General features: G+C 56.0%; 15 protein-coding genes. 14 read left to right on the top strand and 1 reads right to left on the bottom strand.

What is annotated here, in order from left to right; genetic code table 11:
• Positions 1-57 precede the first annotated feature (57 nt).
• The 14 genes from HU175_RS16635 to HU175_RS16570 all read left to right on the top strand — a co-directional run bounded on the left by HU175_RS16635 (position 58) and on the right by HU175_RS16570 (position 19,729).
• Complete coding sequence (locus HU175_RS16635; protein ID WP_176567658.1) at positions 58-2,445, top strand: glycoside hydrolase family 127 protein; 2,388 nt, start codon at positions 58-60, stop codon at positions 2,443-2,445.
• Positions 2,446-2,636: 191 nt separating this feature from the next.
• Positions 2,637-3,146, top strand: coding sequence for a VOC family protein (locus tag HU175_RS16630; protein WP_176567657.1), 510 nt, complete (start codon positions 2,637-2,639; stop codon positions 3,144-3,146).
• 46 nt (positions 3,147-3,192) lie between these two features.
• Positions 3,193-5,181 carry a glycoside hydrolase family 97 protein gene (locus HU175_RS16625; RefSeq protein WP_176567656.1) on the top strand — a complete coding sequence of 663 codons (1,989 nt, stop codon included), beginning with the start codon at positions 3,193-3,195 and terminating at the stop codon, positions 5,179-5,181.
• A gap of 61 nt (positions 5,182-5,242) precedes the next feature.
• Positions 5,243-6,790 (top strand): glycoside hydrolase 43 family protein, encoded by a 1,548-nt coding sequence (locus HU175_RS16620; RefSeq protein WP_176569250.1) that lies wholly within the window; start codon positions 5,243-5,245, stop codon positions 6,788-6,790.
• A 43-nt stretch (positions 6,791-6,833) separates the two neighbouring features.
• Entirely contained in the window at positions 6,834-8,480 is a 1,647-nt protein-coding gene (locus HU175_RS16615) for an alpha-L-fucosidase (protein WP_176567655.1), read from the top strand.
• 120 nt (positions 8,481-8,600) lie between these two features.
• Positions 8,601-9,473 (top strand): sialate O-acetylesterase, encoded by an 873-nt coding sequence (locus HU175_RS16610; RefSeq protein WP_410528565.1) that lies wholly within the window; start codon positions 8,601-8,603, stop codon positions 9,471-9,473.
• Positions 9,474-9,486: 13 nt separating this feature from the next.
• On the top strand, positions 9,487-10,380 hold the full coding sequence (locus tag HU175_RS16605) for an alpha/beta hydrolase (RefSeq protein ID WP_176567654.1): 894 nt from the start codon (positions 9,487-9,489) through the stop codon (positions 10,378-10,380).
• Positions 10,381-10,486: 106 nt separating this feature from the next.
• Positions 10,487-11,635: an alpha/beta hydrolase gene (locus tag HU175_RS16600; RefSeq protein ID WP_176567653.1), complete on the top strand. Its 1,149-nt coding sequence runs from the start codon at positions 10,487-10,489 to the stop codon at positions 11,633-11,635.
• A gap of 12 nt (positions 11,636-11,647) precedes the next feature.
• Positions 11,648-12,724: an alpha/beta hydrolase gene (locus HU175_RS16595; RefSeq protein ID WP_176567652.1), complete on the top strand. Its 1,077-nt coding sequence runs from the start codon at positions 11,648-11,650 to the stop codon at positions 12,722-12,724.
• A 115-nt stretch (positions 12,725-12,839) separates the two neighbouring features.
• Positions 12,840-13,958, top strand: coding sequence for an alpha/beta hydrolase-fold protein (locus tag HU175_RS16590; protein ID WP_176567651.1), 1,119 nt, complete (start codon positions 12,840-12,842; stop codon positions 13,956-13,958).
• 149 nt (positions 13,959-14,107) lie between these two features.
• Positions 14,108-15,385: a glycosyl hydrolase family 8 gene (locus tag HU175_RS16585; protein WP_228724184.1), complete on the top strand. Its 1,278-nt coding sequence runs from the start codon at positions 14,108-14,110 to the stop codon at positions 15,383-15,385.
• 29 nt (positions 15,386-15,414) lie between these two features.
• Positions 15,415-16,548 (top strand): alpha/beta hydrolase-fold protein, encoded by a 1,134-nt coding sequence (locus HU175_RS16580; RefSeq protein ID WP_176567650.1) that lies wholly within the window; start codon positions 15,415-15,417, stop codon positions 16,546-16,548.
• A gap of 27 nt (positions 16,549-16,575) precedes the next feature.
• Positions 16,576-18,504 (top strand): alpha/beta hydrolase-fold protein, encoded by a 1,929-nt coding sequence (locus HU175_RS16575; protein ID WP_176567649.1) that lies wholly within the window; start codon positions 16,576-16,578, stop codon positions 18,502-18,504.
• A gap of 124 nt (positions 18,505-18,628) precedes the next feature.
• Positions 18,629-19,729 (top strand): endo-1,4-beta-xylanase, encoded by a 1,101-nt coding sequence (locus tag HU175_RS16570; RefSeq protein WP_176567648.1) that lies wholly within the window; start codon positions 18,629-18,631, stop codon positions 19,727-19,729.
• A gap of 373 nt (positions 19,730-20,102) precedes the next feature.
• Here HU175_RS16570 and HU175_RS16565 read toward each other — a convergent pair whose 3' ends face one another.
• Entirely contained in the window at positions 20,103-21,653 is a 1,551-nt protein-coding gene (locus HU175_RS16565) for an acetylxylan esterase (protein ID WP_176567647.1), read from the bottom strand.
• Between the last annotated feature and the right edge of the window lie 28 nt (positions 21,654-21,681).

Below are 21,681 nucleotides of genomic sequence, written 5' to 3'. Positions count from 1 at the left end.
TCCTGCGTCGGGATGACAAAAAGTGCTCTTCAGTAAATAACTAATACGCAATCAACGATGACCCGCTCTTTTGTTGGGCTGATCTGTGCCTGTCTTAGTTTGTGTGCTTATGACACGAATGCGCAGAGTCAGCTGTATACCAATGAGTTTCCGCTGCGCGACGTAACGCTGCTCGACGGGCCGTTCAAGCATGCTCAGGACCTGAACGTGCAAACGCTGCTCAAATACGACGTTGATCGGCTGCTGGCTCCGTTTCGCAAGGAAGCCGGACTGCCGTCGAAAGCCGCCGACTACAAAAACTGGGCGGGGCTGGATGGGCACGTCGGTGGCCATTACCTGTCGGCGCTGGCGATGAACGCGGCTACGGGTAACGCCGATTGCCAAAAGCGTATGGCCTATATGCTGGCGGAGTTAAAGGCCTGTCAGGAAGCTAGCGCGAAAAACAATCCGGGCTGGGGCGTGGGCTACGTGGGGGGCGTTCCCGATAGCAAAACCGTCTGGTCGACGTTCAAAACGGGCGATTTTAAGGCGTACCACGACGCCTGGGTGCCGTGGTACAACGTCCATAAACTGTACAGCGGCCTGCGCGACGCCTGGCTCTACACCGGCGACGAAACCGCGAAAGCGATATTTCTGAACTTCTGCGACTGGGGAATCAACATCACGTCGGCTCTGTCGGATGCGCAAATGGAGTCGATGCTGAACACAGAACACGGCGGTATGAACGAGATGTTTGCCGACGCCTATCAGATGACCGGTAACGAGAAGTACCTGACGGCGGCCCGACGGTTTTCGCACCACCAACTCCTCGATCCGATGGCCGTCGGTAAAGACAATCTGGATAATAAGCACGCCAACACGCAGGTACCCAAAGCCATTGGGTTTCACCGCATTGGTGAGCTGGCGCACGATGATCAGTACACCAAAGCGGGTACGTTTTTCTGGGAGACCGTTACGCAGCGCCGAAGTCTGGCGTTGGGGGGCAACAGTCGGCGCGAGTTTTTTCCCAGCAAAGCGGCCAGTACCGATTTCGTCAGCGACGTAGAGGGGCCGGAGTCGTGCAATACGTATAACATGCTGAAACTGACGGAGGACGTTTTTCGCGCGAAGCCGGACGCCCGGTACGTCGACTTTTACGAACGCGCGCTGTTCAACCACATCCTGTCGACGCAGCACCCCGATAACGGGGGGTACGTCTACTTCACGCCGGCTCGGCCGCGCCATTACCGGGTCTATTCGACGCCTGACGAAGCCATGTGGTGCTGCGTGGGAAGCGGTATGGAAAATCACGGCAAGTACGGGCAGTTCATCTACACCCATCAGCACGACTCACTGTTTGTGAACCTGTTCGTGGCGTCGGAGCTGAACTGGCGCGACAAGAAAATCAAACTGCGGCAGACGACCCGTTTCCCGGATGAAGAGCAGACCAAACTGACTATCACCGAGGGGACTGGTACGTTTCCAATGTTGATTCGATATCCGTCGTGGGTTAAGGCCGGGGCGCTGAAACTGGCCGTCAACGGGAAGAATGTGGCTTACTCAGCGCAGCCGGGATCATACGTTGCGGTGAAACGAAGCTGGAAAAAAGGCGATGTGCTAACGGTTTCCTTACCAATGCATAACACGCTGGAACAGATGCCCAACGTACCCAATTACGTCGCGATTCTGCACGGCCCGATTCTGCTGGGTGCCAAAACCGGAACCGAGAACATGAAGGGGCTGCTGGCCGACGATAGCCGCTGGGGGCACATCGCCGGTGGCGAACGATTGCCCGTCGACAAAGCCCCGATTCTCGTTGCCGATAATTCGTCAGCTATCACTAATGAACTGGTGCCGGTAGCTGGGAAGTCGCTGACGTACACGCTGCCGAAACAGCGATTGGTCAACGCGTCGAATCTGGTGCTGGAGCCGTTTTACCGTATCCACGACGCCCGCTACATGATGTACTGGATGGCCCTGAGCAACGCCAATTACCGGACGTATCTCGACTCCATCGCTGGTATTGAACGCGAAAAGCTGGCGCTGCAAAAACGCACCGTTGACGCGGTTGCCCCCGGTGAGCAGCAACCCGAAGTTGACCATGCCATGCAAAGTGAGAAGTCGCGGAAAGGGTCATCGCAGGATGCGTTCTGGCGCGACGCGAGTAACGGCGGCTATTTCAGCTATAACCTGGCGACCGAGGACGCTACGGATCTAAGTCTGATGGTTCGGTACTGGGGAGCGGAGTGGGGCAACCACAAATTCGACATCTACATCGATGACCAGAAACTCGTGACGGAAGACAATACGGGGCGCTGGAATCAGTCGGCGTTTAAGGACATAACGTACCCCATCCCGGCGTCGATGGTACAAGGGAAGAAGGCTGTCCGGGTGAAGTTTCAGGCCCTGCCACAGAGTGCTGCCGGTCCGGTGTATTTCGTCCGGTTAGTGAAAAAGGAGTCGTAGAGGATTTGATTAACAGTTGCCTTTCTGTCATCCCGACGTCAGGAGGGATCTTCGGTAGTAGGGGTTTTGATTGCTACGCCCGAAGATCCCTCCTGACGTCGGGATGACAGAAACGGAGTGACAGGATAAATTGAAGCACACGTTTGAAGAGTCTCTTAACCTGAGCAGGTAAGCTTATAAATTACTCCCATATGAAAACCGTTTTCGCCCTACTGTTTAGCTTACTGCTAAGCCACTTCGGCGTATCCCAGTCCAATTTTACCAGTAAAGTGATCGGTGTCGGCGTGGTCGTGGCTGACATTGACAAATCGCTCGATTTCTATGTCAACGGCATTGGCATGGTTAAAACCGGGACTTTCACCATCAACGACGAGTTTTCGAAACGGTCGGGGCTGGCCAATGGAACCCCGACGCAGGTGACTATCCTGAAACTGGAAAACAGTCCCGACGCTACCGACTGGAAGCTGATGAGCTTCGGCAAAAAAGCGGGCCACCCCAGACCGAAATTCATTCAGGACGACACCGGCATGCAGTACATCACCATCAACGTGAAGGCACTCAAACCGATCATCGACCGGCTGACGAAGATGAACGTATCGTTCCGGGGCAGCACGCCGATACCCCTCAACGACAAGGCGCATTTCGTACTGGTGCAGGACCCTGACGGTACGTTTATCGAACTCATCGGGCCGCTTGAGTAACGGCTTTCTGCCCCGCCATAAGTGGGCGTAATTATTCCTGAACGCTATGAAAGAGTCTGTTTATCAAGATCGTAAACCGAATAAATTCCGCTCGCGGAGTAGCTGGCTGGCACTGGCAGCGCTGGGTCTGTTGCTCGGCGGGGCGGCACGAACGTACGCACAATCGACGTACACCATCAGCAGCCCCGACAAGCAGATCGTCGCCACCTGTGACCCGGCCCGGCTGACGTATGCCGTCAGCTACAAAGGCGAATCGGTGCTGGCGCCGTCGGCGCTGGGGCTGGTGCGCGAGGACGCTGATTTTTCCGAAGGGCTGAAACTGCTGCGCGTATCGGCACCCACGACCATCACGGACAACTACACGATGGTCAACGCCAAGAAGAAAAACATCCGCTACACGGCCACCCAGCGTACCGTCGAGACCCAGACCGCAGGCGGACAGCGGATGAATATTGTGTTCCGGGTCTCGAACGACGGGCTTGCCTTCCGGTACGAGTTCCCGGACCGGTCGACCGACGTCAAAAAGATTACTGCTGAAGCCACGACCTTCCACTTCAACGAAGGCACGCGGGCGTGGATGCAGGAAAAAACGGAAGCCCAGTCGGGGTTTGAGCATTCGAATCCGTCGTACGAGGCCCATTACAAAATGGATATTCCCGTTGGTACGCCCGCGCCCGGTAAGAACGGCTGGATTTATCCGGCCCTGTTCCGCCACAACCAGACGTGGGTAATGCTGACTGAAGCCGACCTGGGACGGCATTACTGCGGCACGGCCCTGCAACAGCAGTCGCCGGGGGGCGAGTACCGGATCAACTTCCCGCAGACGCCCGAGAAAATCGAGAATGGCGCGCTGAACCCTGAATCGACGCTCCCTTGGCAGACGCCCTGGCGGATTCTGGTGGTAGGCAATCTGAAAACGGTAATGGAATCGACGCTGGGTACCGACCTGGCGCGGCCGGCGCGGAAAATGGACGCGTCATTTATCAAACCCGGTAAAGCGTCGTGGAGCTGGGTGCTCGAAAAAGACGGGGCAACCGTCTATCCGGTGCAGAAAAAATACGTCGACTATGCTGCTGATATGCACTGGCAGTACTGCCTGATCGACGCGAACTGGGACAAAAGCATCGGCTACGATTCGGTGAAGGTGCTGGCCGATTACGCCAAAACGAAGGGCGTCGGCATGCTGCTCTGGTACAACTCGGCCGGGAGCTGGAACACGGTGCCGTTTACGCCCCGCAACAAGCTGCTGACCCACGAGAGCCGGGTGCAGGAGTTTGCCCGGCTCCGCGACATGGGCATCAAAGGCATCAAGATCGACTTCTTCGGGGGCGACGGTCAGTCGATGATCAACTACTACGAAGACATCCTGACTGACGCGGCTGCGTACCAGATTCTAATCAATTTTCACGGGGCGACCCTGCCGCGCGGGCTGGCCCGTACGTACCCGAACCTGATGACGACCGAAGCCGTGCATGGCTACGAAATGATTACGTTCAGCCAGCAGACCGCCAACGCGGCCCCGGCGCACATGATCAACTGCGCCATGATCCGCAACGCCTTCGACCCGATGGATTTTACGCCCATGTGCCTCTACAAAATTCCGCGCATCAAACGGGCTACTACCCCGGCCTTTGAACTGGCAACGTCGGTACTGTTCCTGTCGGGGATTCAGCATTTTGCCGAAACGGCCGACGGCATGACGCACGTACCGGCTGACGTGAAGGAGTTTCTCCGGCAGTTGCCCAATAGCTGGGACGACGTGCGGTTTATCGACGGCGAACCCGGCAAGCAGCTCATCATCGCCCGGAAGACCGGCAACAAATGGTACGTAGCGGGTGTCAACGGCGAAAAAACCGACAAGGCACTATCGGTCGATCTGTCATTTCTGAAAAACCGGAAAGGCCGGGTGTTCACGTCGGTTCCGTCCGATAGCGACAATCCTGCCTTCGATGTCCGGGCGATGACCGTTCCGGCCAACGGTATCATGCCGGTGCAACTGACGGGTAATGATGGCTTTGTGGCCGTTTTCGAGTAACCCCACCTTCCTAAACCAACACAAGTACATGACCCCACTACAACCCGGTTTTTGCCGAACGATGCTGCTCTGGGTAGGGCTGCTGGTAGGTACGTCGGCCCTGGCGCAGAAAGCGACCAACCCGATCATTTTCGCCGACGTGCCGGACATGGCCATGATCCGGGTGGGCAAGACCTACTACATGAGCAGCACGACCATGCATTTGAGTCCGGGCCTGCCGATTATGAAATCGACGGATCTGGTTAACTGGAAGCTGGTCAGTTACGCCTACGACACGCTGGCCACCGTCGACGCCATGAACCTGACCAACGGCCAAAGCACCTACGGGCGGGGTTCGTGGGCGAGTAGCCTGCGTTTTCACAACGGTACCTACTACGCCACTACCTTCGCCCAGACAACGGGCCGGACGCACATCTACGCCACGAAAAACATCGAGAAAGGCCCGTGGAAAGCCGTGTCGTTCAAGCCTTCCTTCCACGATCACAGCCTGTTTTTTGACGACGACGGCCGGGTGTACATGGTCTACGGCGCGGGTAAACTCCGCATTGTCGAACTTAATGCCGACGTGTCGGGCGTGAAACCGGGTACCGAGCGGGTGCTCATCGAGAATGCCAGTGAACCGTCGGGTACGGGCCGGGGGCTGCCCGCCGAAGGGTCGCAACTGCTCAAGGTAAACGGCAAATATTATCTCTTCAACATCACCTGGCCACAGGGCGGCATGCGGACTGTGGTGATCCACCGCGCCGATCAACTCGCCGGTCCCTGGGAAGGCCGGATCGGCTTGCAGGATCTGGGCGTGGCGCAGGGTGGCCTGATCGATACGCCCGACGGTCGGTGGTTTTCGTACCTGTTCCGCGACTTCGGGGGTGTGGGGCGCATTCCGTACCTGGTGCCGGTGACGTGGAAAGATGGCTGGCCCGTGCTGGGTGTCGACGGGAAAGTGCCGCAGACGCTTGACCTGCCTGCCAGCACTGGGCTGATTCCCGGTATCGTCGCGTCGGATGAGTTTACCCGCAAAAAGGGCGACCCGACGCTGCCACTTGTGTGGCAGTGGAATCATAACCCCGATAATGCGCTGTGGTCCGTTTCGGAACGGAAGGGTTTTCTGCGCCTGAAAACCGGCCGGACTGATACGTCCTTCGTAACCGCCCGCAACACGCTGACACAGCGGACCATCGGCCCTCAATGCACCGGCTCAACCCGGCTCGACGTGTCGAAGCTAATCGACGGTGACTTCGCGGGGCTAAGCCTGTTGCAGAAGCAATACGGTTTGGTGGGGGTGAAGCAAACCGGCGGAACCCGGGCCATCGTGATGGTCAGTGCTGCGTCGGGCAAAGCCGTGGAGATGCAGCGGGTGCCGCTGTCGGTATCGGTTGTTTACCTGAAAGCTGAATGCGACTTCCGCGACCGCAAAGACACCGGCCGTTTCTTTTATAGCCTCGACGGCAAAACGTGGACCGCCATTGGGGAACCGATCAAAATGCCATACACCATTCCGCATTTCATGGGCTACCGCTTTGGCCTGTTCAACTACGCCACGCAAACGCCGGGCGGGTACGCTGATTTTGATTATTTTCAGATTAGCGATAAGTTAACCTCGTCTAAGTAAACCATTAGTCAATGGTTTACTACATAACTAAACTCAGTAGTACATGAATCGACGGGAGACGATTAAACAATTAGCACTGGCCCTGCCAGCAATCAGGTTCCGAAATGACCTGACCAGACTTTTCCGTAATCAAACCATCATTTCGGATGAGCCTATAACAACGGGGCTGTTCAAGCCGACCTGGGACTCACTGGCACAGTATAAGACGCTCGACTGGTTTCGGGATGCCAAGTTCGGTATCTGGGCGCACTGGGGACCACAGTGCCAACCCGAAGCCGGCGACTGGTACGCCCGGGGTATGTATCAGGAGGGGAGCCGCCAGTACAAGTATCACCTCGAAAAATACGGCCATCCGTCGAAGTTTGGTTTTAAGGATGTCATCAATGAGTGGAAAGCGGAAAAGTGGAACCCTGACGAACTAGTGGGGCTCTACAAAAAAGCCGGTGCCCGGTACTTTTTTGCGATGGCCAACCACCATGACAACTTCGACAATTACGACAGCAAGTACCAAAAGAACTGGAACGCAACGAAGCTAGGGCCAAAGAAGGACGTGATTGGTGGCTGGGTGCGGGCAGCCCGCGCCAACGATCTGCCGTTTGGGGTCAGCGTACACGCGTCGCATACCTGGTCGTGGCTGGAACCGTCGCAACTAACCGATAAAAATAACGTAGCCTTCGACGGCAACGTTACCCGGCAGCAGGGAAAGGGCAAGTGGTGGGATGGGCTCGATCCGCAGGAGCTGTACGCCCAGCAGCACCCCCTGAGCGTTGGTGCCGAAAAACCGTCGTCTATCCATAAACAGTGGGAATGGGGTAACGGGGCATCGGTGCCGAGTGCCGCCTACTGCCGAAAATTTCTGAACCGTACTCTCGACCTGATCAATCACTACAATCCCGACCTGTTGTATTTTGACGACACGGTGCTGCCTTTTCACCCGATCAACGACATCGGTCTACAGATTGCGGCTCACTTTTACAACCACAACATGAAGCGTCACGGCGGACGATTGGAAGCGGTGCTGAATGGGAAAGTGCTGGACGAAGCGCAGCGCAAATGCATGGTCTGGGACGTGGAACGCGGCCACAGCAACAAAATCGAACCGTTTGTCTGGCAAACGGATACCTGCATCGGCGACTGGCACTACAACCGCGATGTGTACGACAAGGATCGCTACAAAACCGCGAAAACTGTCGTTCACACGTTGGTCGACGTGGTTAGTAAAAATGGAAATCTACTGCTGAACATTCCGGTACGGGGGGACGGCTCCATCGATGAGAAAGAACGTCAGGTAGTAGCCGGCATCACCGACTGGATGCAGCAATACAGCGACTGCATTTACGATACGCGCCCCTGGAAAATCTTCGGGGAAGGACCAGCTCTGGAGGGGGCTGCGGCCCCGGTTGCGCAGGGTTTCAACGAAGGGAAAGACAAGCCATTTACGGCCGAGGACGTTCGGTTTACGACAAAGAAAGACCGTTTGTACGCCATCCTGATGGGGAAACCCAGCGGAGAAACGGTCGTCATCAAATCGCTCGCGACGGATAGTGCGTACCATCCAAAAGCCATTACCAACGTATCAGTAGCCGGAAGCAACCAGAAACTGGCGTTTACGCGGAAAGCAGACGGCCTGCATGTAACCATTCCCGATCGCCTGGCAAACGACACAGCACTTCCGCTTCAGATTGTGTAGGCAGAGCTGAAAATGACTCCAGACGATCGTAGTAAAACCGCCTTATTTATCCCGGCGCCGGCCGCTCGGCCCGGTGCCGGGATAAATAAGATTCTCAAATAACCTTTAAATCCAATACGAATGACCCGGATAAGCAGACTAAACAAATTCGTGATGGGATGGGCAATGACCGGACTGCTGCTACTGGGGCTGAATGCCTTTGCGCAGGACCCGAATTTTCACGTTTATCTCTGCCTGGGTCAGTCGAACATGGAAGGGAATGCCCGGTTTGAGCCGCAGGATACGGTCGGCGTAGATCCCCGGTTTCAGGTGCTGGAAGCCGTCGACTGCCCCGACCTCGGCCGGACGAAAGGAAACTGGTACACGGCTATTCCCCCGTTGTGCCGCTGCCGCACCGGCCTAACCCCCGCCGACTACTTCGGGCGTACCCTGCTGACGTACCTGCCGGCAAACACACGGGTGGGTGTAGTCGACGTAGCCGTGGGTGGGTGCAAAATCGAACTGTTCGACAAAGATCATTACGAGGCTTACGCGGCAACGGTGCCGGGCTGGATGAAGAATTTCATCGGCGAATATGGCGGGAATCCGTACGGACGACTCGTGGAAATGGCCCGGCTGGCGCAGCAGGACGGCGTGATTAAAGGCATCCTGCTGCATCAGGGCGAATCGAATACCAATGATTCGCTGTGGACAAAGAAGGTGAAAAAGGTCTACGACAACCTCCTGGCCGATCTGAACCTGCCGCCCAACTCTGTGCCGCTGCTGGCCGGCGAAACGGTCAACGCTGATCAGGGGGGTATCTGCGCGAGCATGAATAAGATTATCGCCACGCTGCCCCAGACCATTCCAACGGCCCACGTCATCTCGTCGGCGGGTTGCACGGATTCGGCCGATAACCTGCATTTCAATGCAGCCGGTTATCGGGAGCTGGGGAAACAGTACGCCAATCAGATGCTGACCTTGCTGGGCTACACCATCAAAGCCGATAAATAGCTGCCCTGTTTCTATGGAAAAGACCTGTCTGTTTTCAGTATTGTTGCTTGCGGCCGGGTTGTCTACCCAGGCGCAGAAAATCATTCCCTTGTACGCTGGTAACGTACCCAACGCAAAGCCATCGTCGGTGAAGGAAGTTCAGTCGTCGCCGGGCGTGTTCCGGGGCATTACTAAGCCGACGCTGGAAGTCTACCTGCCCGACAAAGCCATTGCCACTGGTACGGCGGTGGTCGTTATTCCCGGCGGAGGATACAGCGTTGTTGTGTACCAGGGCGAGGGAATCGGTACGGCGAAAGCGCTGGTTCAGAAAGGCGTGGCGGCTTTCGTACTCAAGTACCGGCTACCCAGCGATTCCAGTATGGTCGACAAAACCATCGGACCGTTGCAGGACGCGCAGCAGGCCATTAAACGGGTGCGTGAGGGCGCTGCTCAGTGGGGTATCGATCCGGGGAAAATCGGTATTATGGGCTTTTCGGCGGGTGGTCACCTGGCGTCGACCGAAGCAACGCATTTCGAAAAAGCGCTGATCGACAACCCCCAAAACACCAGCCTGCGCCCCGACTTTCAGGTGCTGGTATACCCCGTAATCAGCCTGCGGGATAGCCTGGCACACCGGGGCTCACGGGATAATCTGCTCGGCAAGAACCCGTCGCAGCAAAGCGTCGAGCTTTACTCTAATGAATTGCAGATACGGGCCAACACGCCCCCGACGTACCTGACCCACGCGGCCGATGATAAGGTGGTCGACGTCGACAATAGCATTGTGTATTTCGAAAAACTGCGGCACCAGAAGATCCCCGTCGAGATGCACATCTATCCGAAAGGCGATCACGGTTTTATTTTTCGTCAACCTAGCTGGATCGACCCACTCTTCGACTGGATGAAGCGGAATAACTGGATCAAGTGACGTCCGGGATGCATATGTCATTCTAAAGTGTCAGCTCTTTTTTGATATGCCTGCTGACGACTTCGTGACAGCCGTAAGTGCCCTTACTACATAAACCCTAAAATACATGTCCATCTCATTTCGACTAAGTGCCGTCCTGACGTTGTTAGCCGGCGTCGCGTTTGGCCAGCCGCCGAGGGGGCCGCTGGTCGTGTCGCCACAGGTCAACGCCGACAAGTCCGTTACGTTCCGGTACCTCGCTCCGAAGGCTACCGACGTAAAGCTGAGCGCGCAGTTTGAGAAAGCCCCGCTTGCCATGACCAAAGACGCGCAGGGTATCTGGAGCGTGACGACGCAACCCATCAAACCCGACATTTATCCGTACAGCTTTCAGGTCGACGGCGTGACGGTGATGGACCCGGCCAACGAGGATTTTTTTCCGAACGAACGTTTCAAGGCCAGCCTGGTCGACATCCCCGGTGAGACGCCCCTGATTCATAGCTTGCAGGACGTACCCCACGGGTCGGTAAACTACGAATATTATCCCTCAGTGGAAGGAACGACGGGCTCGCTGGTGGTGTACACCCCGCCGGGCTACGACAAGAATCCGGGTCAGAAGTACCCTGTTTTTTACCTCATCAGCGGGACCACCGACACCGAAGAAACCTTCTTCAAGGTGGGCCGGACGAACCTGATTCTCGACAACCTGATTGCTGCCGGAAAAGCCAAACCGATGATTATCGTGATGCCCTACGGCAACATTGCGGCCCGGATTGCCGAGCAGAAAGGCGGAGCCAAACCCGCCGACCCAACCGTCCGCGACGGAGCCGATGCCGTAAAACGGGCTAACGATTTCGGCCAGGACCTGACCGGCAACGTCATACCGTATGTCGAGAAGAATTACCGGACCGTCGCCAACAAAGAAAACCGCGCCATCGGTGGTTTCTCGCGCGGGGGTGGGCAAACCCTGCGCACGGCGTTCGGCAATCTGGACAAATTCGCCTGGGTATGCAGCTATAGTTCGTACCTGTCGCCCCAGGAAATGGACGGCAGTTTCAGCCAGATCGGTGGCAATCCCGACAAGACCAACAAGCAACTAAAGCTGCTGTGGGTCAGCGTGGGAAGCGACGATTTTCTGTACAAAGGCACGACTGAATTTATGGATTACCTGAAGGCGAAAAAAGTGGCTTACAAAAGCCTGATTACCGATGGGGGCCATACGTGGATGAACGTTAAAAAATACGTCGCCGACACGGCCCCTTTACTCTTCCGCTAACCCGCCCCGACCATGAAAAACAGTCTATTCCTACTACCAGCTTTGCTCGGTCTGTCGATGACGGTACTGGCCCAGCGCCCCCCAGCCATTAGCTCGCCCGACGTACATCCCGACCATAGTATTACGTTCCGCTACTTTTCGAAAAAAGCCAACAAGGTGACGTTGAACGGCGAATTTCTGAAAGCGCCCGTTGCCCTGACGAAAGACACGTCGGGCATCTGGAGCGTTACGGTGCCGCCCGTCACGCCCGATATTTACCCCTATAGTTTCCGGGTGGACAGCGTGGAACTGGCCGACCCCAACAACACCTACATTTTCGCCAACGAGCGGTTCAAGCGCAGCATCGTGGATGTTCCCGGCGACAAGCCGCTGGTGCATTCGTTGCAGAACGTGCCGCACGGCAAAATCAGCTACCGGCTCTACAAGTCGGGAACGCTGGGTACGTCGCGCCAACTGCTGGTGTACACCCCGCCCGGTTTCAATCCGAACGGCAAGACGAAGTACCCGGTGTTGTACCTGATTCACGGCGGCTCCGATACCGAAGAAACCTGGACCAAAGTCGGCCGGGCCAACCTTATTGCTGACAACCTGATCGCGCAGGGTAAAGCCAAACCCATGCTGATTGTGATGCCCTACGGCAACGTCCGCCCCGCGCCAATGGCCGACTTTACGAAGGACATGGTAAACGACATCGTTCCGTTTGTCGAAGCGAATTACCCGGTCATTAAAGAGAGTAAAGGCCGGGCGGTTGCGGGCTTTTCAGTCGGTGGGGGGCAGACGCTGAACATCGGCCTGACGAACCCCGATAAGTTTGCCTACGTCTGTTCCTACGCGCCTTATACCGCCACCGACGAGTTTAAAAAGAACTTCGCCAACTGGTCGCCCGACGCCGATGCCTTGAACAAGCAATTGAAACTCTTCACCATCAGCGTCGGCACAGACGATTTTCTGTACGAACCGGTGAAACAGAACATCGCCATGTTCAACGAGAAGAAGGTCGTCGTCAAACCGCTTATTGTCCCCGGTGGGCACACCTGGATGAACTGCAAACTGTACCTGGTGAATACGTTGCCGCAGTTGTTCAGGTAATGTTTACCCCAACCCCCTAAAGGGGGCTTTACTCACCAGTGTGCTAAGTCCCCTTCAGGGGGTTGGGGGTATCAACCGACTCTTACAATCATTATCCCTTAACCAATAAAAACCAATGACACGTACAACAACCGCGCTGCTGTTCGCAGCTGCCTTACTGAGCGCGAATAGCTTCGCTCAGACAAATTCCTCAACCATTGCCGACGATTTCAAACCCTCCGTGCTGAATCAGCCGGGGCAAGAGTACCCGCAGGTCAATTCGCAGGGGTACGCCCGATTCCGCATCAACGCGCCCAAAGCCGACAGCGTGAAAGTCAGTCTGGGTCTGGGCGGACGAGGGGGGACGAAGCTCACCAAAGGGGCCGACGGCTTCTGGACCGGCACTACCGAAGGACCGATGGACGAGGGCTTTCACTATTACAACGTCACCGTCGACGGCGGCAAGTTCAACGACCCTGGCGCGCAGAATTATTACGGCTCCGTGCGGTGGGAAAGCGGTATCGAGATTCCGGCCCACGATCAGGCATTTTACGAACTGAAAGCGGTACCACATGGCAACGTGCAGCAGATTCTGTTCCCCTCGAAAAGTACGGGTACGTCGCGCCGGGCGTTTGTGTACACCCCACCGGGCTACGAGAAAGACAAATCGAAAAAGTACCCGGTACTGTACCTGCAACACGGCTGGGGTGAAGACGAAACTGCCTGGAGTAATCAGGGCCACGCCAACCTGATTATGGACAACCTGATCGCCGAAAACAAGACTAAGCCGTTCATCATCGTGATGACCTACGGCATGACCAACGAAGTCAAGTTCGGCAAGATCCGCGAGTTCAAAATCGACCCGTTTCAGACCGTCCTGACCGACGAGCTGATTCCGTACGTCGACGCGAATTTTCGCACCCTCGCCAACCGCGACAACCGCGCCATGGCCGGGCTGTCGATGGGCGGTATGGAAACCAAAATGATTACGCTTAACAAACCGGAAACGTTTGGGTATTACGGCCTGCTCAGTGGTGGTCTCTACAATCCAGAAGACCTCAACGGCAAGGCTAAGCCGAAGCTTGTTTTCATTAGCTGCGGCAGCCGGGAGCGGCCCGACGGCGTGAAAAAAGCGGCCACCGATCTGACAGCCGCCGGGTACAAAGCCGTGTCGTACGTATCAGAAAACACCGGTCACGAATTCCAGACCTGGCGCCGTAGCCTGCACGAACTGGCTCCGATGCTGTTTAACTAATTACGACTTTTCCTGTCATGCCGACCGGTCCGCCGGCGCGGGCAGGGGGGATCTTCGCTACCAGACAATTTTATTGGCTATAGCCGGAGATTCCCCATTTGTTGGCATGACAGAAAATGCAACCCTTGATACGCTTTTCAACTGGTTTCATGGTACAGACGATACAAGCTAACGGAATAGGGAAAGTCAGTTTGTGGCTGATGCTAGCTGTGTTTTGTAGCAGTCAGACTGCGGCTTTCGGGCAAAGCAAAAAGGCTGGTCAGCCTGTTTATCGAAATCTGTTTCGGGAAGCAGGCTACAAACAGGCCGACATCGATGCGAAGGTGGCGAAAGCTTACCACGACATTTTCGAGGGGCCGAATAAGGTTTACTTCGAGGTGGGCGATACGATGGCCTACGTATCGGATGTTAAAAACAAAGACGCCCGCACCGAAGGGCTGTCGTATGGTATGATGGTGGCCGTACAGCTCGATAAGAAAGACGTGTTCGACCGGATCTGGCGCTGGTCGAAGAAGTACCTGCAACACCAGAGCGGCCCCCGCGAAGCGTATTTTGCCTGGAGCATCAACCCGCAGACCATGAAAAAGAACGCGGAAGGCTCGGCGTCGGACGGTGAATTGTATTACGTCACCAGCCTGCTGTTTGCCGCCAACAAGTGGGGGAATAATACCGGCATCAACTATTACGGCGAAGCCCGCCGAATACTGGATGCCATGTGGAAGAAAGATGGCACCGGCAACATCTACAACCTCATCAATACCGAACACAAGCAGATTACGTTTGTGCCGGAAGGAGGCATGTACAACTGGACCGACCCCTCGTATCACGTACCCGCGTTCTACGAAGTTTGGGCCTTGTATGCCAAAGACGGCCATGAGCAGTTTTATAAAGAATGCGCCGATACGTCGCGGGTGTTTCTGCACCGCGCCTGCCATCCGGTAACAGGCCTTAACGCCGACTATACCGAGTTCAGCGGCAAACCGCACGACACCCGCTGGTCGCCCTCGGCGTTCCGGTACGACTCGTGGCGAGTGCCCATGAACATCGCGATGGACTACGTCTGGTACGGTAAAGACAAAGCCTGGCAGGAAGACTACGCCCGGCGTTTTCAGAATTTCCTCCGGTCGAAAGGTATGGATACCTACGAAGACCAGTTTAACCTCGACGGTTCCCGCCCTGAATTCATTCTGCAGGCCGGACCGGTGAAAAAACTACGGCACTCCATTGGGCTGGTATCCACATCGGCTACGCTGTCACTTATCAACAAAGAGAAGAACAGCCTCGATTTTGTCCATGCGTTATGGAGGGCTAAACTGGAGCCGTTTGAGGATGGCTATTTTGATCCGTACTACGACGGGCTGATGTACCTGTTCGGCCTTATGCACTTAAGCGGGAACTATCAGATCATAACCCCGCAGGTAAAATAGCGTACCCCGCAATCCTTAAACCCTTTATTATGAACGTATTAATCGCAATACTCGTTGGGATCGCGACGCTGACAGCCCAGGCCCAGACGGCTGGCGTACCGGCGTCGACCAATATTCCGGGGCAGAAGTATCCGCAGATTCTGCCCGACAATCGGGTCGTGTTTCGGGTGAAAGCGCCGGATGCCCGCAAGCTGCAGATCGACTTAATGAAAAAGTACGATATGGTGAAAGATACCGCTGGCTTCTGGACGGTCACTACGGAGCCGGTCGGTGAAGGCTTCCACTACTACTCGCTTATTGCCGATGGGGTAGCCACCTGCGACCCATCGAGTCAGACCTTTTATGGCATGGGCCGGATGGCCAGCGGCATCGATATTCCGGACAGGGACATGGACTACTATCAGCCTAAGAACGTGCCCCATGGGCAGGTGCGGTCGGTCAATTACTACTCCGACATGACCAAAGCCTGGCGCCGGGCCAACGTGTACACGCCCCCCGGCTACGACGAAAACCCGAAGAAGCGTTACCCCGTACTGTATCTGCAGCACGGCTCGGGCGAAGATGAAACGGGCTGGCCAACGCAGGGCAAAATGGATTTGATTCTCGACAACCTGATTGCCGAAGGCAAAGCAACGCCCATGATTGTGGTGATGGAACGCGGTTACGCCACCGACCCCACCAAACCCGTCAGCGCAACCGGTGGTATGGCCAGCAATATCTTCCCCGACGTACTGGTGCAGGAAGTGATTCCAATGATCGACAAGTCGTTTCGGACGCTGACGGACCGGGACAACCGGGCGATGGCCGGGCTGTCGATGGGCGGTTTTCAAACGTTTCAGACGACGATGACGAACCTCGACAAGTTTGCCTACATCGGCGGGTTCAGCGGAGCGGGTCGTTTACAGCCGGGAGCCGACATCAGGCAACTCTACAACGGAGCCTGGGCCGATGCTGACGCCTTCAACAAAAAGATGAAGGTGGTGTATGTGAGCATCGGCACCAAAGAACCGGAGCGGATGTATAACGGCGTCAAAGGCTTTCACGAAGCGCTGGAGAAAGCGGGTATCAAGCACGTATATTATGAGTCGCCGGGTACACTGCACGAGTGGCAGACCTGGCGCCGGTCGCTGCGACAGTACGCGGGCCTGATTTTCAAAAAATGACCCTAAAACCAATTACGATACGTACGTATGAAACGACTCTTTCTACTGACAGCCATTATCAGTAGTTTCTACTGTAACGGCTTGGCCCAACCAACCGATAAAGAAGCCCCGGCGGGTTTCGACGTGGCCCGCGCCGACATCCCGCACGGCCGGCTCGACAGCGTACAGTATGCGTCGAAAACGGTGGGCACTACCCGAAAAGCCCTGATTTATACCCCGCCGGGTTTCACGAAAAAGAAAAAATACCCGGTGCTGTACCTGCTCCACGGCATCGGGGGCGACGAGAAAGAGTGGCTCAAAGGAGGTACTCCGCAGGTAATTTTGGATAACCTGTACGCGCAGAATAAGCTAGAACCGATGATTGTGGTGATGCCCAACGGGCGGGCCATCAAAGACGACCGGGCGGTGGGCAACATCTTCGACAAAGACAAAGTCGAAGCGTTCGCAACCTTCGAAAAAGACCTGCTCAACGACCTGATTCCGTACGTGGAAAAGACGTATCCGGCCCTGAAAGATCGTGAGCACCGCGCCATCGCGGGCCTGTCGATGGGCGGAGGGCAGTCGCTCAATTTCGGACTGGGTAATCTGAACAAGTTCGCGTGGGTGGGTGGCTTTTCGTCGGCCCCCAACACGAAAACACCACAGGAACTGGTACCCGATCCGGAAGCCGCGAAAAAGCAATTGGAACTGCTCTGGATTTCGTGCGGTGATGCCGACGGATTAATATCGTTCAGCAAGCGTACGCACGACTACCTCTACCAGCACGACGTACCGCACGTGTACTACGTGGAGCCGGGCGGACATGATTTCAAGGTCTGGAAAAACGGGCTGTACATGTTTTCGCAGTTCCTGTTCAAACCCGTCGATGTGGCGTCGCTGAACAAGTACACGGTGCTGGGTACACCCGCGTCGTCTAACATCCGGTCGGCGAAGTACCCGCAGATTCTGCCCGACAACCGGGTGGTTTTTCGCACCAAAGCCCCCGGTGCCCAAAAAGTGCAGGTTGATCTGGGTAAGAAATACGATATGGTGAAAGATACCGCTGGGGTCTGGACCGTCACGACCGATTCCATCAGCCGGGGGTTCCACTACTATTCGCTCCTGATTGACGGGCTGCCCGTAGCTGATCCCGCCAGTGAAAGCTTCTACGGGATGGGCCGGATGGCGAGCGGTATCGAGATTCCCGACCGCGACGAAGCCTTCTACGCCCTGCGCGACGTACCCCACGGCGACATTCGTATTAAACGGTACTATTCGAAACCGCTCAACGCCTGGCGCGAGATGTACGTGTATGCCCCGCCGGGGTATGACCAGAACGCCAGTCAGAAATACCCGGTGCTGTACCTGCTTCACGGCGGGGGCGAAGACGAACGCGGCTGGTCGACGCAGGGCCGGACGGATTTGATTCTGGACAACCTGATTGCCGCCGGAAAAGCCAAACCGATGCTGATCGTGATGATGGATGGGAACATACCGAGCTCCGGTGGCCTGGCCGGATTTAACGAAAATGTGCTAAAAACCTTCGAGAACGAGCTGAAAGGGGCGGTTATCCCCTTCGTCGAAAGCAACTTTCGCGTCGACGCTGATGCGAAAAGCCGGGCGTTGGCGGGGCTGTCGATGGGTGGTTTGCAGACGTTGTACGCGGGTATCCGAAACACGAATATGTTCTCGAATCTGGGCGTGTTCAGTTCGGGATGGTTCGCCAACAACCCCAAGCTGTCGGACCCACAGTACGCGTTCATGAAAGACAACGCCAGCACGATCAACAGCAACCTGAAACACCTCTGGATTTCGCAGGGTGGCAAAGAAGATATTGCCCACCAGAACGGTCAGATCATGCTGAAAAAGTTCGACGATATGGGCATCAAGTACGAGTACAGTGAATACGCGGGTGGGCATAGCTGGCCCGTCTGGCGGCACGACCTGTACATGTTCGCCCCGCTGCTATTTCAGTAGAAGACATCTTTCATAAAGACCCCCCGCCCTAAAGGGAGCCTGCTGGCGCGTCAGCAATATTCTTGCGCCAGCGGGCTCCCTTTAGGGCGGGGGGTAAAACCAAGCTAAACCCTTTACTCAACAAATGGTACGATTTAATCAACGCGTGGCGGCTCTGCTGTTAACCGCAACCGTCTTGCCAGCTGTCCTATATGCCCAGAAAATTCCGTCGCTGAAAGACGCGTTCAAAAAGGATTTTGGTATCGGTACCTGCCTAAATGTGGCGCAGATTGAGGAGCGCGACCCGAAAACGACGGCCTTCATTACCAGCCAGTTCAACATGGCGACGCCCGAGAACGTCATGAAGTCGGCGCTGCTGCATCCGGGCTGGGACACGTACACCTTCGAGATGGCCGATAAGCTGGTCGAGTTCGGAAAGAAGCATAACATCAAAATCAACGGTCATACGCTCGTCTGGCACAGTCAGTTGCCCGGTTTCGTTCGGGGTATTCACAGTCAGGATTCGCTCCGTACGTTCTTCACCAGTCACATCAAAACCGTGGCCGGGCGATACAAGGGCAAGGTCTATTCGTGGGATGTAGTGAATGAAGCGCTCAACGAAGACGGGACGCTGCGGAAGTCGGTGTTTCTGCAATACCTGGGCGATAACTACATCACCGATGCATTCCGGCTCGCGCAGGAAGCGTCGCCCGGTACGGAGCTGTATTATAACGACTACAACAACGAACAACCCGCCAAACGGGCCGGCTGCATCGCTATCATTAAGAAAATCAAAGACGCCGGGGTGCGTATCGACGGGGTAGGTATTCAGGGACACTGGCATGTCGGCCGGGTACCGCTGGCGGAGATCGAAGAAAGCATCAATCAGTATGCGGCCCTGGGCCTGAAGGTGATGTTTACCGAACTGGATATCGAGGTGCTGCCCCGCAACTTCCAGGGAGCCGACGTAGGGCAGCGCATGACGGCCAACGCCACGTCGAACCCGTACCCTGATGCCTTACCCGACAGCGTACAGCAGCAGCTAGCCGCCGATTACGAAGCCCTGTTCAAGCTGTTTCTCAAGCATAAAGACAAGGTCAGTCGCGTTACGTTCTGGGGCGTCAACGACGGCGATAGCTGGCTGAATGGCTGGCCTGTTCGCGGCCGGACCAATTACCCACTCCTCTTCGACCGGAAGAACCAGCCCAAACCCGCTTTCTATAAGGTTGTCGCGCTGGGTAAGTGATAGGGTGATCTAACTACCCCCAACCCCCTAAAGGAAGCTTTTTCTGGCAGCAGCTTTAGGCCCTTTAGGGGGTTGTTTGGGGAGCAATTTTAGGGTCGCCAAATCGCCTTTTTTGTCATTCCGACGCAGGAGGAATCTTCGTTAAAAGCAAACAAAACCGCCTGTCAACGAAGATTCCTCCTGCGTCGGAATGACAAAAACGCTTCTCCAACCCCCTAAAGGGGGCTAAAGCTGCTGCCAGAAAAGCCTCCTTTGATGGGGTGGGGGTAATACGTAAACTGAGCATCAGCTATACAAAAGGGGCGTCTGGGGATTATTCCAGACGCCCCCTTTGCGTTTATTACAACAGTCGATAAGAACGGTTATGCGCTAATCACTTAGGCATTCGGATGTAGTTGAGCTGTTTACTGGCCCAGGGAATGAAGTACTGAAAATTTGGCGCGTCGGTATGGCCGCCGTCGTGTTGCCGCCAGGCCAGTTGGCCGTCCAGTAAGCCGGTTAGTAGGGGGGGCATTTGGTTGGCGTTGTACGCGCTGTTTATGCTCAGGTCGCGGGCACAGAGCAGCGTGAAAACGGGTCCGGCGGCTACGGTTGCCTTGTAACTTCCCAGCTGATCGAGCCATTTAGCGTCGCCTTTTTCGGGTATGCCATAGCTGACAAACGTAGGTCGTGGAGCGCAGAGAGCCAGCAGCTCATGCGAATCGACGGGCAGGTCGCAACCCGTCTTGCTGCCAAATGCTGATTCCGCCGTTGCGTATTTCAGGTAGTTACCCGCCATCCAGTGATATTCTCCGCTACCCGCCAGACTTTCGACGGCTTCGCCAAAGACCCGGCGCTGCAACGTCGTCCCGCCTTTTCCCGACGAGCCAATCAAGGCTACGGCAAAACGCTGATCGAACGCCATCGTAACCAGTGCCGCTTTGCCGTAGCGGGAAACACCCTCGATACCAACCTGTTTAGCGTTGATCTGAGGTTCGGTTTCCAGATAATCGAGCGCGCGGGATGCCCCCCACGCCCAGGCCCGTAAAGCGCCCCAGTCGTCGGGTTTGCGGGCTTGCCCTTTATTCGTCAGGCCGATAATGCCTCGCGTCAGGCCTGCGCCATTGTCGGCCTGAATGCTGCCCGCTTCCAGCAGACAATAGCCCCAGCCAGCGGCCAGCAGTTGCTCCGTCGGGGGTGAGTCGCCGGTTGGCGCGGGGGCAAAGAAATTCGGGCCGGGCAGTCGCGTAATCGGGGCATAGGCCGGATACCGATCGAAAATGGCTTTCATCTCCGGGTTTTGCCGAATCATCATTTCCTTGAAAGTCGCGTTGATCGTTTCCAGATCGGCGGGCGACGGCTGAGCCGGGGCCGGTAAGGCGGGAGGCAGGAAGCCGAACATCATCAGGACCGGCACCGGCCCTTTTACGTTTTGTGGCAGGACCAGCACCATATTGATGTTGACATCGATCAACGGGTAGGCCGAGTTGTCGACGTGGCCGATCAGTTGCTTCGCCACCACCGGAATGCGGCCGACCAGTTCGTTGTCTGTCACCTTCACCCACCACGTTACGGCAGGAATAGTTTTCGGAAGCCGCCCGTACATCTCCTGCTCGAAACTCTCAATTAACTCGGGCCGACGCACTTGCCACCACTGCGCGGAGGTAGTTACTTTTTTGCCGCCCTTTGTGATCAGCGCATCGGGGAGCTGGGGACACGGATTAGCCGTTGCCTCGTCGTAATTGGCATGATTAGGATCTGATTCGTTGCCGCTCGGGCCAGGGCGTAATTTTTTGATACCCAGTTGCTGCATCATGATTGCCTGATCTTGAGCGGCCGTCATGGTTTTCAGGGCCGGGTACCGGCTGCTATCAATGGCAACCTTCTGCGCTATCGCCCAAACGGGTAAGCTAACAAGTAGAGCGGCTAACTGGTAGGTGCGCATAGGGTTAGAATTAGTTTTCAAAGTCATA

Source organism: Spirosoma sp. KUDC1026 (genome assembly GCF_013375035.1).
In the GTDB taxonomy this organism is placed as follows: Bacteria; Bacteroidota; Bacteroidia; order Cytophagales; family Spirosomataceae; genus Spirosoma.
Note: the sequence above shows the minus strand (reverse complement) of the source record. Positions and strands in the feature narration are given on the sequence as shown.

What these genes read in the sequence shown, in the direction of transcription:
- HU175_RS16585 (WP_228724184.1), top strand. Translation starts at nt 14,108, where the DNA reads ATGGTACAGACGATACAAGCTAACGGAATAGGGAAAGTCAGTTTGTGG.
- HU175_RS16635 (WP_176567658.1), top strand. Translation starts at nt 58, where the DNA reads ATGACCCGCTCTTTTGTTGGGCTGATCTGTGCCTGTCTTAGTTTGTGT.
- HU175_RS16565 (WP_176567647.1), bottom strand. Translation starts at nt 21,653, where the DNA reads ATGCGCACCTACCAGTTAGCCGCTCTACTTGTTAGCTTACCCGTTTGG.
- HU175_RS16620 (WP_176569250.1), top strand. Translation starts at nt 5,243, where the DNA reads ATGCTGCTCTGGGTAGGGCTGCTGGTAGGTACGTCGGCCCTGGCGCAG.
- HU175_RS16625 (WP_176567656.1), top strand. Translation starts at nt 3,193, where the DNA reads ATGAAAGAGTCTGTTTATCAAGATCGTAAACCGAATAAATTCCGCTCG.
- HU175_RS16595 (WP_176567652.1), top strand. Translation starts at nt 11,648, where the DNA reads ATGAAAAACAGTCTATTCCTACTACCAGCTTTGCTCGGTCTGTCGATG.
- HU175_RS16610 (WP_410528565.1), top strand. Translation starts at nt 8,601, where the DNA reads ATGACCCGGATAAGCAGACTAAACAAATTCGTGATGGGATGGGCAATG.
- HU175_RS16580 (WP_176567650.1), top strand. Translation starts at nt 15,415, where the DNA reads ATGAACGTATTAATCGCAATACTCGTTGGGATCGCGACGCTGACAGCC.
- HU175_RS16630 (WP_176567657.1), top strand. Translation starts at nt 2,637, where the DNA reads ATGAAAACCGTTTTCGCCCTACTGTTTAGCTTACTGCTAAGCCACTTC.
- HU175_RS16615 (WP_176567655.1), top strand. Translation starts at nt 6,834, where the DNA reads ATGAATCGACGGGAGACGATTAAACAATTAGCACTGGCCCTGCCAGCA.
- HU175_RS16570 (WP_176567648.1), top strand. Translation starts at nt 18,629, where the DNA reads ATGGTACGATTTAATCAACGCGTGGCGGCTCTGCTGTTAACCGCAACC.
- HU175_RS16600 (WP_176567653.1), top strand. Translation starts at nt 10,487, where the DNA reads ATGTCCATCTCATTTCGACTAAGTGCCGTCCTGACGTTGTTAGCCGGC.
- HU175_RS16590 (WP_176567651.1), top strand. Translation starts at nt 12,840, where the DNA reads ATGACACGTACAACAACCGCGCTGCTGTTCGCAGCTGCCTTACTGAGC.
- HU175_RS16605 (WP_176567654.1), top strand. Translation starts at nt 9,487, where the DNA reads ATGGAAAAGACCTGTCTGTTTTCAGTATTGTTGCTTGCGGCCGGGTTG.
- HU175_RS16575 (WP_176567649.1), top strand. Translation starts at nt 16,576, where the DNA reads ATGAAACGACTCTTTCTACTGACAGCCATTATCAGTAGTTTCTACTGT.